Source organism: Bacillus sp. M13(2017), from assembly GCF_002218325.1.
Lineage (GTDB): Bacteria > Bacillota > Bacilli > Bacillales > Bacillaceae_G > Bacillus_A > Bacillus_A thuringiensis_K.
Genome location: NZ_KZ268500.1, coordinates 944,233 through 961,112 on the forward strand (window position 1 = coordinate 944,233; position 16,880 = coordinate 961,112).

Consider the following 16,880-nt stretch of genomic DNA (forward strand, 5'->3'; position numbering starts at 1 on the left):
AAGATAGGGATAAGTACCTTTTCAAACCTTATATAGCGAACTGAGGATGGTGTAAGCTCAGGATAAGGAGATAGTGGGAATATCACCCTGGAGTTCCGCGCTGAACAAATAGAGTAAGCGTAGGCGTGTATTCGCGTTAAGAATATAAAGAGGATTCTATACATATGTATATGATCTACTAGGGTGGTACCGCGGGAGACTTTCTCGTCCCTTTTTGGGATGAGAAGGTCTCTTTTTTATTCCGTTTTTTAAGTATTTCTTTTATACATGTAAGGAGGAATTGAGCATGGAGTACAAAAATACATTACTGATGCCAAAAACTGAGTTCCCAATGCGTGGGAATTTACCAAAACGTGAGCCTGCAATGCAAGAAAAATGGGCTGAAATGAATATTTACGAAAAAGTACAAGAACATACAAAAGGTCGTCCTTTATTTGTATTGCATGATGGACCTCCATATGCGAATGGTGACATTCATATGGGACATGCATTAAATAAAGTATTAAAAGACTTTATTGTTCGTTATAAATCAATGACTGGTTTTAGTGCACCATATGTTCCAGGATGGGATACGCACGGTTTACCAATTGAACAAGCTTTAACAAATAAAGGTGTAAAACGTAAAGAAATGACAGTTGCTGAGTTCCGTAAGTTATGTGCAGAGTATGCATATGAACAAGTAGAACGTCAACGTGAACAATTTAAGCGTCTAGGTGTACGTGCAGATTGGGATAATCCATATATTACTTTAGAGCCAGCTTATGAAGCACAACAAATTAAAGTGTTTGGTGACATGGCGAAAAAAGGTTATATCTATAAAGGTCAAAAACCAGTTTACTGGTCTCCAACGAGTGAATCTGCTTTAGCGGAAGCTGAAATTGAATATCAAGATAAAAAATCAGCATCTATTTACGTAGCATTCCCTGTAAAAGATGGAAAGAACGTATTAGAAGGTGATGAAAAGTACATCATTTGGACAACAACACCTTGGACATTACCTGCAAACTTAGGTATTTCTGTTCACCCAGAGCTTGAATATAGCATTGTAAAAGTAAATGATGAGAAATATATCATTGCTTCTGAGCTGTTTGAGACAGTTGCAAAAACGTTAGAGTGGGAAAATGCTGAAGTTGTGAAAACAGTAAAAGGTAGCGAACTTGAGTACACAGTTGCAAAACACCCATTCTACGATCGTGATTCATTAGTTATGCTAGGAGATCACGTAACAACAGATGCAGGTACAGGTTGTGTTCATACAGCACCAGGACACGGGGAAGATGACTTCGTTGTTGGTAAAAAGTATGGATTAGAAGTACTTTGCCCAGTCGATGATAAAGGTGTGTTAACAAATGAAGCACCTGGATTTGAAGGCTTATTCTATGATAAAGCTAACAAACCAATTACAGAAAAATTAGAAGAAGTAGGCGCGTTACTGAAACTAACATTCATTACACATTCATACCCACATGATTGGAGAACGAAAAAACCAATTATTTTCCGTGCGACAGCACAGTGGTTTGCGTCTATTGAAGCATTCCGTAAAGAATTAATAGAAGCTGTAGCGGAAACAAAATGGGTACCAGCATGGGGAGAAACTCGTCTTCATAATATGGTTCGTGACCGTGGTGACTGGTGTATTTCTCGTCAGCGTGCATGGGGTGTGCCAATTCCGGTATTCTATGCTGAGAATGGTGATCCAATTATTACGGATGAAACAATTAACCATGTAGCAGATTTATTCCGTGAACACGGTTCTAACGTATGGTTCGAGCGTGAAGCGAAAGATCTATTACCAGAAGGGTTTACACATCCGGGTAGCCCAAATGGCGAATTCCGTAAAGAAACAGACATCATGGATGTATGGTTCGATTCAGGTTCTTCTCACCAAGCGGTATTAGAAGAGCGCGAAGATTTACAGCGTCCAGCTGATTTATATTTAGAAGGATCTGACCAGTATCGTGGTTGGTTTAACTCTTCATTATCAACAGCAGTTGCTGTAACAGGTAAAGCACCATATAAAGGCGTATTAAGCCACGGTTTCGTACTAGACGGTGAAGGACGTAAAATGAGTAAGTCGGTTGGAAACATCGTCGTACCGAAGAAAATTATGGATCAATTAGGTGGAGACATTTTACGCTTATGGGTATCTTCTGTTGACTATCAATCTGACGTACGTATTTCAGATGATATTTTAAAACAAGTAGCAGAAGTGTATCGTAAAATCCGTAACACATTCCGTTTCTTATTAGGAAACTTAGACGACTTTAATCCAAGTGAAAATGCAGTAGCTGTAGCTGAACTTCGTGAAGTAGATCGTTACATGTTAGTGAAATTAAATGACTTAATTACAAAAGTTAAAGAAGCATATGAGACATACGACTTCGCTGCTGTGTATCATGCAATTCATAACTTCTGTACAATTGATTTAAGTTCATTCTATTTAGACTTTGCAAAAGACATTTTATACATTGAAGGTGCAAACCACGAAGATCGTCGTGCAATTCAAACTGTATTATATGATGTTCTTGTTGCGTTAACGAAACTTGTAACACCAATCTTACCGCATACAGCTGATGAAGTATGGCCATATATTCCAGGCGTAACAGAAGAAAGTGTACAATTAACTGATATGCCAGAAGCTGTACAATTAGATGACGCGGAAGCGTTAAAAACAAAATGGGATGCATTTATGACATTACGTGATGACGTGTTAAAAGCACTAGAAGTAGCTCGTAATGAAAAAGTAATCGGTAAGTCATTAAATGCAAGCATTACACTATATCCAACTGCAGAAATGAAAGTTATGTTGGAGTCTATTAGCGAAGACTTAAAGCAATTATTCATCGTTTCTGAGTATAAACTTGGTGGTATGATGGATGAAGCGCCAGCAGATGCACCGAAGTATGAACATACAGCGGTTGTTGTTGCCCAAGCAACTGGTGAAACATGTGAACGTTGTTGGGTAGTTTCAGAAACAATTGGTAAAGATACTGAACATGAAACATTATGTGAGCGTTGTGCAACAGTTGTTAAAGAAAACTATGTAAAATAATAAAAAAGCTGACTGCTATTGATGCAGTCAGTTTTTTTGTTGATGGTATATCAAAATCACTTTCAGACTCTTTCCTGTGAAGGAAAAATGTGTGTGAGGTAAGCAAATAAATTTCGGACACACTAACTGTACATTACAGCTAGGAGGAATGTACACGTGAATGAAATTTACATGGAAATAAAAGAAGAATTGCAATTGATGAGAAAAGAGTTGCAAGAGAGACTAGCTAAAGAAGTAATGCACAAATATGATGTCGAGTTCAGCCAAGAACTTGGATATGAAATTAAGGAAGAGATAAAGAAAAAATTGCTATTACATGATATAAAAGAGGATTTAAAGGATGTAGAACGCGCATTATTTAAGATGGAAATAGACATGTATGGTATTTGTGAAGAGACGGGGAGATTAATTTCGACAAAGCAAATGAAGACAATGCCGACTGCCCGTACGATTCATGAATTCTTTTATGAAAAGGTAAATGTATGAATACGCACAACGATATTATATTACCTTTTTTTAATTTATTTTATTCTTCTATAAAGGTTCATTGTGAAAAGGTAGCAGCTATGCTAAAATTTTGAGGTACACTGTCTTTGTGGGGGAAATGAAAATGATATATTATGTAATAGCGTTATTCGTCATTGCTATCGATCAAATATCGAAGTGGTTAATTGTAAAGAACATGGAATTGGGTACGAGTATTCCAATTATCGACAATGTATTATACATAACATCACATCGAAATAGAGGTGCTGCTTGGGGTATTTTAGAAAATAAAATGTGGTTCTTCTACATTATTACAGTTGTTTTTGTAGTATTTATTGTATTTTATATGAAAAAGTATGCGAAAACAGACAAGCTTCTAGGTATTTCGTTAGGCCTAATTTTGGGCGGGGCAATTGGTAACTTTATTGATCGTGTATTTAGACAAGAAGTAGTGGATTTCATTCACGTGTATATTTTCTCGTACAACTATCCAGTATTCAATATAGCTGATTCAGCATTATGTATTGGTGTTGTATTAATTATTATTCAAACATTATTAGAAGGCAAGAAAGCGAAGGAGTAATTGAATGAGTGAAGTAGTACAAGTAACAGTTGCAGCAGAGCAAAAAAACGAGCGAATTGATAAATTCGTTGCAGGGATAAATAACGAATGGTCACGTACGCAAGTGCAGCAATGGATTAAAGATGACGTTGTGACAGTAAACGGGAAAGCTGTAAAAGGAAATTATAAAGTAAAAGAAGAAGATGAAATTACAGTAACAATTCCTGAACCAGAAGAGTTAGATATTCAACCAGAAGATTTAAATTTAGAAATTTATTATGAAGATGCAGATGTGCTTGTTGTAAATAAGCCACGTGGTATGGTTGTACATCCAGCACCAGGGCATACAAGTGGTACACTTGTAAACGGCCTCATGCACCATTGTACAGACTTATCAGGCATTAACGGTATAATGCGTCCAGGTATCGTGCATCGTATTGATAAAGATACATCTGGACTATTAATGGTTGCTAAAAATGATATGGCACATGAATCGCTTGTAAATCAGCTTGTAGCAAAAACAGTAACGAGACGTTACAAAGCGATTGTACACGGTGTGATTCCGCATGATAAGGGAACGATTGATGCTCCGATTGCTCGTGATAAGAAAGAGCGTCAAAGTATGACAGTTGATGAAAATGGTAAGAACGCTGTTACGCACTTCCAAGTGTTAGAACGCTTTAAAGACTTTACACTTGTAGAATGTCGCTTAGAAACGGGACGTACGCACCAAATTCGTGTTCATATGAAATATATTGGCTATCCACTTGCAGGAGATCCGAAGTATGGTCCGAAGAAAACGTTAGATATGAATGGACAAGCACTTCATGCGGGTATTTTAGGCTTTGATCATCCTCGTACTGGTGAATATATTCAGTTTGAGGCACCAATTCCAGAAGTGTTTGAAGACGCATTAAATATTTTACGAAAATAGTATTGACAAATCATAAGAAAACTGAGATACTGACAACAGTTAAATAATGATCCTTTAACACAGCCCCGTGAGGTTGAGAAGGTAACGGTTTGAAATACTTAGGGTATGTTGTACCCTTTTTTCAAAAGTCCTCTCGCACACGCTGAGAGGACTTTTTTTATACCATTACTCTCACGCAAGAAAAAAGCTTGGAGGTGTAGAGCATGCAAGAGAAAGCTGTCGTTTTAGATGACCAAATGATTCGCCGCGCTTTAACACGAATTAGTCATGAAATCGTGGAACGAAATAAAGGTGTCGATAATTGTGTTCTTGTCGGAATTAAAACTCGTGGAATTTTTATTGCACAACGTTTGGCAGAACGAATTGGTCAAATTGAAGGAAAAGAAATGGAAGTTGGAGAGTTAGACATTACGTTATATCGTGATGATTTAACACTACAATCGAAAAATAAAGAACCACTTGTAAAAGGTTCTGATATCCCTGTAGATATTACGAAGAAAAAAGTTATCCTTGTGGATGACGTATTATATACAGGAAGAACAGTTCGAGCAGCAATGGATGCTCTTATGGATTTAGGTAGACCATCTCAAATCCAATTGGCGGTTCTTGTTGATAGAGGTCATCGCGAATTACCAATTCGCGCTGATTATGTAGGGAAGAACATTCCAACATCAAGTGAAGAGCGTATCGAAGTTGATTTGCAAGAGACAGATCAACAAGATCGAGTAAGCATATACGATAAGTAAAGCCCTTTTAAATGTAGTCCTGTGAGGCTGCCAAAGGGTCTTGGCTTTCATATGTCAAATTTGGCATACGAAAGTGTAGGACTCTTTGTGCACAGGCACAAAGAGTTTTTTTATTGCAAAGATTTAAACTGAAGGAGGATGTAACAATGGAACAAAAGCCAGTGTTAGACGTTAATGAAGTACCGAAACCGGGAAAATGGTTATTTTTAAGTATACAACATTTGTTCGCGATGTTTGGATCAACAGTGCTTGTTCCATTTTTAACAGGATTGAATCCATCAGTAGCATTAATATCAAGTGGATTAGGAACGTTAGCGTTCCTTCTTATAACGAAAGGCCAAGTACCTGCTTATCTAGGATCATCATTCGCCTTTATCGCACCGATTATAACAGCCAAAACGGCAGGTGGACCGGGAGCGGCAATGCTTGGTGGTTTGCTAGCAGGACTTGTGTACATTTTAATCTCACTCGGAATTAAGAAATCAGGATCAGAGTGGATTATGAAATTACTACCACCAATCGTAGTTGGTCCAGTAGTAATGGTAATCGGTCTAGCTTTAGCACATACAGCAGTTAACATGGCGATGAACGATGCGGATGGCAAATATAGCTTTACACATTTTTCAGTAGCGTTAGTAACATTAGCAATTACAATTATATGCTCGATATTTGGAAGAGGATTTTTCAGTATAATACCAGTGTTACTTGGCATTATCGGCGGATATATCTTCGCTTACTTCCAAGGGCTAGTAGACTTAAAGCCGGTAGCTGAGGCAAAATGGTTTGTTGTACCAGATTTCACAGTACCATTTGTAACATACACACCAGAGTTTTCATGGAAGATTGTACTCTTGATGGTACCAGTTGCACTAGTAACAATATCAGAACATATCGGACATCAAATTGTTCTTGGAAATGTTATTAAAAGAGATTTAATTGAAAAACCAGGTTTACACCGTTCAATCTTCGGTGACGGAGTAGCAACATTAATCGCGTCACTAATCGGTGGGCCACCAAATACAACGTATGGTGAAAACATCGGTGTGCTAGCAATTACGAGAGCATACAGTGTATACTTATTCATCGGTTCAGCAGTATTCGCAATCATGTTCGGATTTATCGGTAAGATTTCTGCACTGATTCATTCGATCCCAACACCAGTTATGGGTGGTGTATCAATCTTACTATTCGGTGTAATCGCATCAAGCGGATTACGCATGATGGTAGATGATAAAACAGATTTAAGTGACAAACGAAACCTAATGATTGCATCAGTAATATTAGTAATCGGTATTGGTGGAGCGGTACTTCACGTAGGAGAATCATTCCAAGTAGAAGGAATGGCACTAGCAGCAATTGTAGGTGTACTGTTAAATCTACTACTACCGGAAACGAAACAAATAAAACAATCTAAGCAGATTGCTTCATAATAATAACCTTTTAATTCAGTCCTGTGAGACCGAAAAGGGTGGCTTCTTTCTTGCACCCTAGTCTCACATGACTAGGGTATTTTTATGCAAAGGTTGTTATAAAAATTCAAAAGTGGTAACATAAAAATCAGAAAGATGAGGGATGACGATGAGCCATTTGTTAACGATGAGTGAATTATCGGAAGTAGAAATTTCAGAAATCCTAAAAGATGCAGAAGATTTTGCGAATGGAAAAGAGAGCAAAACGACAGAGCAAACTTTTGTTGCGAACTTGTTCTTTGAGAATAGTACGAGAACGAGATTTAGCTTTGAAGTTGCTGAGAAGAGATTAGGACTTGATGTTTTAAACTTTTCAGCTGATGCATCTAGCGTACAAAAAGGAGAAACTCTATACGATACGATAAGAACACTAGAATCAATCGGAACAAAAGCAGTGGTCATCCGCCACGAGCAAGATCGCTACTTCGATGAACTAAAAGATCAGGTGAATATTCCAATCTTAAACGCTGGAGATGGATGCGGAAACCACCCAACACAGTGCCTACTGGACCTTCTTACAATTAAACAAGAGTTTGGAAGATTTGAAGGTTTGAAGATTGCAATAGTAGGAGATGTTCGTCATAGCCGAGTAGCACGTTCTAATGCAGAAGCATTAACGAAGCTTGGTGCAACGATTTACTTTGCAAGTCCAGAAGAGTGGAAAGATGAAGACAACACATTTGGAACATACAAACCATTAGATGAACTTGTTCCAGAAGTTGATGTAATGATGTTACTCCGTGTACAACATGAGCGTCATGATCATTATGAAACAGACATTATGAAAGAATATCATGAGAAACACGGATTAACAGTAGAAAGAGAAAAGCGTATGAAAGAAGGAAGCATTATTATGCATCCAGCTCCTGTAAACCGTGATGTTGAAATTGCAAGTGAACTTGTTGAGTGTGAGCGTTCACGCATATTTAAACAAATGGAAAATGGAGTTTACGTAAGAATGGCTGTACTAAAACGCGCCTTACCAAATGTATTAGGAGGAATGAAACATGAATTATTTGTTTAAAAATGGTCGTTATATGAATGAAGAAGGAAAAATCGTAGCAACGGATCTTCTCGTACAAGACGGTAAAATCGCTAAGGTAGCAGAAAATATTACGGCAGATAATGCTGAAGTAATCGATGTGAACGGAAAGTTAATCGCACCTGGATTAGTAGATGTACACGTACATCTTCGTGAACCAGGTGGTGAACATAAAGAAACAATTGAAACAGGTACACTAGCAGCGGCAAAAGGTGGATTCACTACAATTTGCGCAATGCCAAATACACGCCCGGTACCAGATTGCAGAGAACATATGGAAGACTTGCAAAAACGTATTGAAGAAAAAGCTCATGTTAACGTACTACCATACGGAGCAATTACAGTACGTCAAGCTGGTTCTGAAATGACAGATTTCGAAACATTAAAAGAACTTGGAGCATTTGCTTTCACAGATGACGGCGTAGGCGTACAAGACGCGAGCATGATGTTAGCGGCTATGAAACGTGCAGCAAAATTAGATATGGCAGTAGTTGCGCACTGTGAAGAGAATACGCTTATTAATAAAGGTTGTGTACATGAAGGGAAGTTTTCTGAGAAACACGGATTAAACGGTATCCCATCAGTATGTGAATCTGTACATATTGCAAGGGATATACTGCTTGCTGAAGCAGCAGATTGCCACTATCACGTATGTCACGTAAGTACGAAAGGTTCTGTACGTGTAATCCGTGATGCGAAACGCGCTGGAATTAAAGTAACAGCAGAAGTAACACCGCATCACCTAGTGTTATGTGAAGATGATATCCCATCAGCTGATCCTAACTTTAAAATGAACCCACCACTTCGTGGAAAAGAAGACCATGCAGCATTAATTGAAGGTTTATTAGATGGAACGATCGATATGATCGCAACTGACCATGCACCGCATACAGCGGAAGAGAAAGCACAAGGAATTGAAAGAGCACCGTTTGGAATTACTGGTTTTGAAACAGCATTCCCGCTTCTATACACAAACCTTGTGAAAAAGGGAGTCATTACGCTAGAACAGTTAATTCAATTCTTAACAGAAAAGCCAGCTGATACATTCGGCTTAGAAGCAGGTCGCCTAAAAGAAGGTAGAGCAGCTGATATTACAATCATTGATTTAGAACAAGAAGAAGAGATTGACCCAACAACATTCTTATCAAAAGGAAAAAATACACCATTCGCAGGTTGGAAATGCCAAGGATGGCCGGTAATGACAATCGTTGGTGGTAAGATCGCATGGCAAAAGGAGAGTGCATTAGTATGAAAAGACAACTTATCTTAGAAGATGGAACAGTATTAATTGGAACAGGTTTCGGAGGCGAAATCGAAAAGTCAGGTGAGGTTGTATTTACAACAGGAATGACTGGATATCAAGAAACATTATCTGATCCATCATATTGCGGTCAAATCGTAACATTCACGTACCCATTAATCGGAAATTACGGCATTAACCGTGACGATTTTGAATCCATTCACCCATCTGTAAATGGTTTAATCGTAAACGAAATTTGTGATCACCCATCAAACTTCCGTAATGAAATTTCGTTAAATGATTACTTGAAAGAAAGAAATATTCCAGGATTAGCAGGGATTGATACGAGAAAATTAACGAGAAAAATTCGTCAATACGGTACATTACGCGGACGCCTTTGTAACATGGATGCAGATGTAGAGTACATTGTAAGCCAATTAAAAGCGACAGTATTTACAGATCATGTAAAACGCGTATCAACGAAAGATCCATACCCAAGCCCAGGTCGTGGTCACCGAGTTGTACTAGTAGACTTCGGTATGAAACATGGTATTTTACGAGAATTAAATAAGCGTGACTGTGATGTAATTGTAGTTCCTTACAACACAACAGCAGAAGAAATTTTACGCCTTAGCCCAGATGGAATTATGTTAAGTAATGGACCTGGAGATCCGAAAGATGTACCAGAAGCAATTGAAATGTTAAAAGACATTATCGGTAAAGTTCCTTTATTCGGAATTTGCCTAGGACATCAATTGTTCGCTCTAGCATCAGGTGCAAATACAAGTAAGTTGAAATTTGGTCACCGTGGTTTAAACCATCCAGTAAAAAATCTTGCAACTGGAAAAGTAGCAATTACATCTCAAAACCACGGATACGCAGTAGAAGAAGAATCAGTTGAAAATACAGATCTTGAAATTACACATGTTGCTTTAAACGATGGAACGGTAGAAGGTCTTCGTCATAAGAAGTTCCCAGCATTTACAGTACAATACCATCCAGAAGCTTCAGCGGGACCAGAAGATGCAAATGATTTATTCGAAGATTTCTTAACAATGATTGAAAACTTCAAGAAAGAAGGGGAAGAGTTATGCCAAAACGCCTAGACATTAACACAATTTTAGTAATCGGATCAGGACCAATTGTAATTGGGCAAGCAGCGGAGTTTGACTACTCTGGCACACAAGCTTGTCAATCTCTTAAAGAGGAAGGTTACAAAGTAATCCTTGTTAACTCTAACCCAGCAACAATTATGACGGATACTGCAACAGCAGATAAAGTATACATCGAGCCATTAACATTAGAATTCGTAAGCCGTATTATTCGTAAAGAACGTCCTGATGCAATCCTACCAACATTAGGTGGTCAAACAGGTTTAAACATGGCTGTTGAACTTGCAAAATCAGGCGTACTTGACGAGTGCGGAGTTGAAATTTTAGGAACAAAATTATCAGCAATCGAGCAAGCGGAAGATCGTGATTTATTCCGTACATTAATGCAAGATTTAAATGAACCAACACCACCAAGTGAAATTATTCATAACCTTGATGAAGCATATGGATTTGTAAATGAAATTGGTTATCCAGTAATCGTTCGACCAGCGTTCACATTAGGAGGAACGGGCGGCGGAATTTGCCATAACGAAGAAGAGCTAATTGAAATCGTAACAAGCGGTTTAAAACATAGTCCAGTAACACAATGTTTATTAGAGAAAAGTATTGCTGGCTGTAAGGAAATTGAATATGAAGTAATGCGTGATTCAAATGATAACGCGATTGTAGTATGTAACATGGAAAACATCGATCCAGTTGGTGTTCACACAGGTGATTCGATTGTAGTAGCACCGAGCCAAACGCTAAGCGACCGTGAATATCAAATGTTACGTAACACTTCATTACGAATTATTCGTGCACTAGGAATTGAAGGCGGATGTAACGTTCAGCTTGCGCTTGATCCATATAGCTTCCAATACTATGTAATCGAAGTAAATCCACGTGTAAGTCGTTCATCTGCACTAGCATCTAAAGCAACTGGATATCCAATTGCGAAATTAGCAGCAAAAATTGCAGTCGGTTTAACGTTAGATGAAATCGTAAACCCAGTAACACAAAAAACTTACGCTTGCTTCGAGCCAGCGTTAGACTATGTTGTTTCAAAAATTCCACGTTGGCCGTTTGATAAGTTTGAATCAGCGAACAGAACGCTTGGAACACAAATGAAAGCAACTGGTGAAGTTATGTCAATCGGACGTAACTTAGAAGAATCATTACTAAAAGCAGTTCGTTCTTTAGAGCTTGGCATTTATCACTTAGAATTAGACCACTTAAAAGAACTTGATAAAGAAACGATGAAAAAACGTATCATTAAAGCGGATGATGAACGACTGTTTATTGTAGCAGAAGCAATTCGCCAAGGTGTAACGAAAGAAGAAATCAATGAATGGTGTGAAATGGACTTCTTCTTCTTACAAAAAGTTGAAAACATCGTAAATATGGAACGTGAAGTAAAAGCGAATGTAGGAAATATGGAAGTACTACAAACTGCAAAAGAAATGGGCTTCAGCGATCACTACATTGCAGCAGCTTGGAACAAAACGGAGCGCGAAATTTATGATATGCGTAAAGAAAATAATATGATGCCAGTATTCAAAATGGTAGATACTTGCGCGGCAGAGTTTGAATCTGCAACGCCATATTACTACAGCACATATGCAGACGAAAATGAATCGATTGTAACAGATCGTAAGAGTGTAGTAGTTCTAGGATCTGGTCCGATCCGCATTGGTCAAGGTGTTGAGTTTGACTACGCAACAGTTCACTCAGTATGGGCAATTAAAGAAGCTGGATATGAAGCAATTATTATTAACAACAACCCAGAAACAGTTTCAACAGACTTCAGTATTTCTGACAAATTATACTTTGAACCATTAACGATTGAAGATGTAATGCACATTATCGATTTAGAAAAACCAGAAGGTGTTATCGTTCAGTTCGGTGGACAAACGGCAATTAACTTAGCAGCGAAACTAGAAGAACACGGTGTGAAAATTTTAGGAACATCACTTGAAGATCTAGACCGTGCAGAAGATCGTGATAAATTCGAAGCTGCACTAACACAATTAGGTATCCCACAACCAGTTGGTAAAACAGCAACAACTGTAGAACAGGCGGTAGCAATCGCTGAAGAAATTGGTTACCCAGTATTAGTAAGACCATCTTACGTATTAGGTGGACGTGCGATGGAAATCGTATATCGTCAAGAAGAACTACTGCACTACATGAAAAATGCAGTTAAAGTTCATGCGGAGCATCCGGTATTAATTGACCGTTACATGGTTGGTAAAGAAATTGAAGTAGATGCAATTTCAGACGGCGAGAATGTATTCATTCCAGGTATTATGGAACATATTGAACGCGCTGGAGTTCACTCTGGTGACTCAATTGGAGTATACCCACCACAAAGCTTATCTGAAAAACTAAAAGAACAAATTATTGAACATACAATTGCACTTGGAAAAGGTTTAAACATTGTTGGATTACTAAATATCCAGTTTGTAGTATTCAAAGATCAAGTGTACGTAATTGAAGTAAACCCACGTGCGAGTCGTACAGTACCGTTCTTAAGTAAAATTACGGGCGTACCTATGGCGAATGTTGCAACGAAAGTTATTTTAGGTCAAGACTTAGTTGAGCAAGGATACGGAACTGGTTATCACCCAGAAGAGAAAGAAGTATATGTAAAAGCACCGGTATTCTCGTTTGCGAAACTACGCTCAGTTGATACAACATTAGGACCTGAAATGAAATCAACAGGGGAAGTAATGGGTAAAGACTTAACACTTGAAAAAGCATTATACAAAGGATTAGTTGCTTCTGGAATTAACATCCCAACGCACGGATCAGTAATTATCACAGTAGCGGATAAAGATAAAGAAGAGGCAATGGAAATTGCAAAACGTTTCCACGAAATCGGTTATAACTTATTAGCAACAGCTGGAACAGCAAAATCGTTAGCGGAGCAAAATATTCCAGTGCAAGTTGTAAACAAAATTGATTCTGAAGACTACAACTTACTTGATATTATCCGTCAAGGAAAAGCGCAGTTTGTAATCAATACATTAACAAAAGGAAAACAACCAGCGCGTGATGGTTTCCGCATTCGCCGTGAATCAGTAGAAAATGGTGTAGCTTGCTTAACATCACTTGATACAACGAGAGCAATCTTACGAGTATTAGAATCTATGACATTCTCAGCTCATTCAATGAAAGAAATTACGCAAACAAAGCGTCACGAGGTGGTACATGCATGATGCAAAAGCAAAATATGATCGTCGTTAACCAAAAAGAAATCGCAAAAAATATTTACGAATTAGTGCTTCAAGGAACGTTAGTACAGCAAATGAACGAACCAGGGCAGTTTGTACACATTAAGGTAGCAGAGGGCATTGCGCCCCTTCTGCGCCGCCCAATTAGTATTTGTAATGTAGATCAAGAGAAGAACGAATTTACAATGCTATATCGTGCCGAAGGACAAGGGACAAAAACATTAGCAACTAGAAAACAAGGTGAAATGGTAGATGTACTGGGACCATTAGGAAACGGTTTTCCTGTAGAAGAAGCAGAAGCTGGCCAAACAGCTTTATTAGTAGGCGGGGGAATTGGTGTACCACCACTTTATGAATTATCACAGCGCCTCGTTGCAAGGGGTGTACGTGTTATTCACATCTTAGGTTTTCAAACGAAAGATGTTGTTTTCTATGAAGAAAAATTTGCAGAACTTGGTGATACGTACGTTGCGACAGTAGACGGTACACACGGTACAAAAGGATTTGTCACAGATGTAATTGATAATTACGGAATCGACTTTGATATTCTTTACTCATGTGGCCCGTTAGCGATGCTTCGTGCATTAGAAGGACGTTACAAAGAGAAAAAAGCCTATATTTCATTAGAAGAGCGTATGGGTTGTGGTATTGGAGCTTGTTTCGCATGTGTATGCCACTTACAAGAAGATCCAAGTGGACATTCTTACAAGAAGGTGTGTAGCGACGGACCAGTATTTCCAATCGGGGAGGTTGTACTATGAACAGATTGCAAGTTGAATTACCAGGATTATCATTAAAAAATCCAATTATACCGGCATCTGGATGCTTTGGGTTTGGTCGTGAATATGCACAGTTTTACGATTTAAGTGTACTAGGATCAATCATGATTAAAGCGACGACAGAACAACCACGTTATGGAAATCCAACGCCTCGTGTTGCTGAAACACCAGGTGGCATGCTAAATGCAATTGGACTTCAAAACCCGGGATTAGACAAAGTAATGAATTCGGAATTACCATGGTTAGAACAATTTGACCTTCCAATTATTGCGAACGTTGCAGGCTCACAAGCTGAGGATTACGTAGCGGTTGCGAAGGAAATTTCTAAAGCGCCTAATGTCCATGCACTAGAATTAAACATTTCTTGTCCGAACGTAAAAACAGGTGGTATCGCCTTTGGTACAAATCCTGAAATTGCTGCTGATTTAACGAAGCGAGTAAAAGAGGTTTCTGAAGTGCCTGTATACGTGAAATTGTCACCGAACGTGGCAAACATAGTGGAAATTGCAAAAGCGATTGAAAATGCAGGTGCAGATGGTTTAACGATGATTAATACATTGCTTGGTATGCGTCTAGATTTAAAAACAGCTAAACCAATTTTAGCAAACCGTACAGGCGGATTATCAGGTCCTGCGATTAAGCCAGTAGCAATTCGCATGGTCCATGAAGTAAGCCAAGCGGTTAACATTCCAATTATCGGAATGGGTGGTATTGAAACAGCTGAAGATGTAATTGAATTCTTCTATGCTGGCGCAAGCGCAGTTGCAGTAGGTACAGCGAACTTTATCGATCCGTTCGTATGTCCGACAATTATTGAAGAGTTACCAGCATTATTAGATGAGTTAGGATTTGATCACATTTCGGAATGTCAAGGAAGGAGCTGGAAGCAAACATGTCACAGTCGTTAATCGTTGCACTAGATTTTCCAGGGAAACAAGAAGTAGAACAATTCTTACAACACTTTGAAGGGGAAGAGTTATTTGTCAAAGTAGGTATGGAGTTATTTTACAAAGAAGGCCCTGCGATTATTACGTACTTAAAAGAAAAGGGACATAAGATCTTCTTAGATTTAAAACTTCATGATATTCCGAATACAGTAAAAAGCGCTATGCGTAGCCTAGCTAGTCTAGATGTCGATATGGTAAATGTTCATGCTGCTGGGGGAAGCAGCATGATGAAAGCTGCGATTGAGGGATTAGAGGAAGGTAAGCAAGAAGGAAAAGAGAGACCGATTTGTATTGCAGTTACACAACTAACAAGCACTTCGGAAGCTATGATGAAAAAAGAGATTGGCATTGAGAAAACGTTAGAAGAAGCGGTTGCTCATTATGCAAAACTAACGAAAGAAAGTGGACTTGATGGCGTTGTTTGTTCAACACTTGAAGTTCCAAAATTACGTGAAGTATGCGGAAATGAATTTGTAACAGTAACACCGGGGATTCGTCTTGCAAGCGATGATGTAAATGACCAAGTGCGCGTAGCAACACCGAAACGTGCGAGGGAACTTGGTTCAAGTTACATCGTAGTCGGACGTAGTATTACAAAAGCAGAAAATCCGCTTGAAGCGTATAAAACAGTAAAACAACAGTGGGAAGGTGTAACAGTATGAAAAAAGAAATCGCATCGCATTTATTAGAAATTGGAGCAGTATTTTTACAACCGAATGATCCATTCACTTGGTCTTCAGGTATGAAATCACCAATTTATTGTGATAACCGTTTAACTTTATCTTATCCAAAAGTACGTCAAGCGATTGCAGCTGGATTAGAAGAGTTAATTAAAGAGCACTTCCCAACTGTAGAAGTTATTGCAGGAACAGCAACTGCTGGTATTGCGCACGCTGCATGGGTAAGCGATCGTATGGATTTACCAATGTGCTACGTACGTAGTAAAGCAAAAGGGCACGGTAAAGGGAACCAAATCGAAGGAAAAGCTGAAAAAGGTCAAAAAGTCGTAGTAGTAGAAGACTTAATTTCAACTGGCGGTAGTGCAATTACATGTGTAGAAGCACTTCGCGAAGCTGGATGTGAAGTATTAGGAATCGTATCAATCTTCACATACGAGCTAGAAGCAGGAAAAGAAAAGCTAGAAGCAGCTAACGTAGCATCATATTCTTTAAGTGATTACAGTGCATTAACTGAAGTTGCAGCAGAAAAAGGTATGATCGGACAAGCTGAAACGAAAAAATTACAAGAGTGGCGTAAAAATCCAGCTAACGAAGCTTGGATCACAGCGTAATACAAAAA

Annotated in this window: 14 protein-coding genes and 1 other annotated feature (1 of these 15 running past the window's edge); all 14 genes read left to right on the forward strand. The window is 38.6% G+C overall.

The genetic code is table 11. From position 1 onward, the window contains the following. Positions 1–215 (forward strand) — a binding site (T-box leader); it begins 9 nt to the left of the window's first position. 71 nt (positions 216–286) lie between these two features. The 14 genes from ileS2 to pyrE all read left to right on the forward strand — a co-directional run bounded on the left by ileS2 (position 287) and on the right by pyrE (position 16,872). After that, positions 287–3,052, forward strand: a complete 2,766-nt coding sequence (gene ileS2 / locus CGQ22_RS05540; RefSeq protein ID WP_089148361.1) for an isoleucine--tRNA ligase — start codon at positions 287–289, stop codon at positions 3,050–3,052. A gap of 156 nt (positions 3,053–3,208) precedes the next feature. Then, positions 3,209–3,538, forward strand: a complete 330-nt coding sequence (locus CGQ22_RS05545) for a TraR/DksA C4-type zinc finger protein (RefSeq protein ID WP_001002956.1) — start codon at positions 3,209–3,211, stop codon at positions 3,536–3,538. A gap of 124 nt (positions 3,539–3,662) precedes the next feature. After that, complete coding sequence (gene lspA / locus CGQ22_RS05550) at positions 3,663–4,121, forward strand: lipoprotein signal peptidase LspA (RefSeq protein WP_000642180.1); 459 nt, start codon at positions 3,663–3,665, stop codon at positions 4,119–4,121. Between the two features lie 4 nt (positions 4,122–4,125). Then, positions 4,126–5,034: an RluA family pseudouridine synthase gene (locus tag CGQ22_RS05555; protein ID WP_000005828.1), complete on the forward strand. Its 909-nt coding sequence runs from the start codon at positions 4,126–4,128 to the stop codon at positions 5,032–5,034. A 203-nt stretch (positions 5,035–5,237) separates the two neighbouring features. Then, positions 5,238–5,780, forward strand: a complete 543-nt coding sequence (gene pyrR / locus CGQ22_RS05560) for a bifunctional pyrimidine operon transcriptional regulator/uracil phosphoribosyltransferase (RefSeq protein ID WP_001156491.1) — start codon at positions 5,238–5,240, stop codon at positions 5,778–5,780. 146 nt (positions 5,781–5,926) lie between these two features. After that, positions 5,927–7,210 (forward strand): uracil permease, encoded by a 1,284-nt coding sequence (uraA, locus tag CGQ22_RS05565; RefSeq protein ID WP_000435923.1) that lies wholly within the window; start codon positions 5,927–5,929, stop codon positions 7,208–7,210. 148 nt (positions 7,211–7,358) lie between these two features. Continuing rightward, the gene (pyrB, locus tag CGQ22_RS05570; protein ID WP_000018849.1) at positions 7,359–8,273 is read left to right on the forward strand and encodes an aspartate carbamoyltransferase; all 915 of its coding nucleotides are present in this window, start codon (positions 7,359–7,361) and stop codon (positions 8,271–8,273) included. Continuing rightward, positions 8,257–9,543: a dihydroorotase gene (gene pyrC / locus CGQ22_RS05575; protein ID WP_001108367.1), complete on the forward strand. Its 1,287-nt coding sequence runs from the start codon at positions 8,257–8,259 to the stop codon at positions 9,541–9,543. The genes pyrB and pyrC overlap by 17 nt, the downstream gene beginning before the upstream one ends. Further along, positions 9,540–10,637, forward strand: a complete 1,098-nt coding sequence (locus CGQ22_RS05580; RefSeq protein ID WP_000828680.1) for a carbamoyl phosphate synthase small subunit — start codon at positions 9,540–9,542, stop codon at positions 10,635–10,637. The genes pyrC and CGQ22_RS05580 overlap by 4 nt, the downstream gene beginning before the upstream one ends. Beyond that, a complete protein-coding gene (carB, locus tag CGQ22_RS05585) occupies positions 10,622–13,840 on the forward strand; it encodes a carbamoyl-phosphate synthase large subunit (RefSeq protein WP_001126102.1) in 3,219 nt (1,072 codons plus the stop codon). The genes CGQ22_RS05580 and carB overlap by 16 nt, the downstream gene beginning before the upstream one ends. After that, complete coding sequence (gene pyrK / locus CGQ22_RS05590; RefSeq protein WP_000983365.1) at positions 13,837–14,616, forward strand: dihydroorotate oxidase B electron transfer subunit; 780 nt, start codon at positions 13,837–13,839, stop codon at positions 14,614–14,616. The genes carB and pyrK overlap by 4 nt, the downstream gene beginning before the upstream one ends. Continuing rightward, on the forward strand, positions 14,613–15,542 hold the full coding sequence (pyrD, locus tag CGQ22_RS05595) for a dihydroorotate oxidase B catalytic subunit (RefSeq protein ID WP_001081049.1): 930 nt from the start codon (positions 14,613–14,615) through the stop codon (positions 15,540–15,542). Before pyrK ends, pyrD begins: the two co-directional genes overlap by 4 nt. Further along, complete coding sequence (gene pyrF / locus CGQ22_RS05600) at positions 15,527–16,243, forward strand: orotidine-5'-phosphate decarboxylase (protein ID WP_000083512.1); 717 nt, start codon at positions 15,527–15,529, stop codon at positions 16,241–16,243. The genes pyrD and pyrF overlap by 16 nt, the downstream gene beginning before the upstream one ends. Then, complete coding sequence (pyrE, locus tag CGQ22_RS05605; protein WP_000711449.1) at positions 16,240–16,872, forward strand: orotate phosphoribosyltransferase; 633 nt, start codon at positions 16,240–16,242, stop codon at positions 16,870–16,872. The genes pyrF and pyrE overlap by 4 nt, the downstream gene beginning before the upstream one ends. Positions 16,873–16,880: the final 8 nt, after the last annotated feature.

Excerpts from the sequence above, each read along its gene's own strand:
- ileS2 (WP_089148361.1), top strand. The coding sequence starts at position 287 with ATGGAGTACAAAAATACATTACTGATGCCAAAAACTGAGTTCCCAATG.
- lspA (WP_000642180.1), top strand. The coding sequence starts at position 3,663 with ATGATATATTATGTAATAGCGTTATTCGTCATTGCTATCGATCAAATA.
- CGQ22_RS05555 (WP_000005828.1), top strand. The coding sequence starts at position 4,126 with ATGAGTGAAGTAGTACAAGTAACAGTTGCAGCAGAGCAAAAAAACGAG.
- pyrR (WP_001156491.1), top strand. The coding sequence starts at position 5,238 with ATGCAAGAGAAAGCTGTCGTTTTAGATGACCAAATGATTCGCCGCGCT.
- uraA (WP_000435923.1), top strand. The coding sequence starts at position 5,927 with ATGGAACAAAAGCCAGTGTTAGACGTTAATGAAGTACCGAAACCGGGA.
- pyrB (WP_000018849.1), top strand. The coding sequence starts at position 7,359 with ATGAGCCATTTGTTAACGATGAGTGAATTATCGGAAGTAGAAATTTCA.
- pyrC (WP_001108367.1), top strand. The coding sequence starts at position 8,257 with ATGAATTATTTGTTTAAAAATGGTCGTTATATGAATGAAGAAGGAAAA.
- CGQ22_RS05580 (WP_000828680.1), top strand. The coding sequence starts at position 9,540 with ATGAAAAGACAACTTATCTTAGAAGATGGAACAGTATTAATTGGAACA.
- carB (WP_001126102.1), top strand. The coding sequence starts at position 10,622 with ATGCCAAAACGCCTAGACATTAACACAATTTTAGTAATCGGATCAGGA.
- pyrK (WP_000983365.1), top strand. The coding sequence starts at position 13,837 with ATGATGCAAAAGCAAAATATGATCGTCGTTAACCAAAAAGAAATCGCA.
- pyrD (WP_001081049.1), top strand. The coding sequence starts at position 14,613 with ATGAACAGATTGCAAGTTGAATTACCAGGATTATCATTAAAAAATCCA.
- pyrF (WP_000083512.1), top strand. The coding sequence starts at position 15,527 with ATGTCACAGTCGTTAATCGTTGCACTAGATTTTCCAGGGAAACAAGAA.
- pyrE (WP_000711449.1), top strand. The coding sequence starts at position 16,240 with ATGAAAAAAGAAATCGCATCGCATTTATTAGAAATTGGAGCAGTATTT.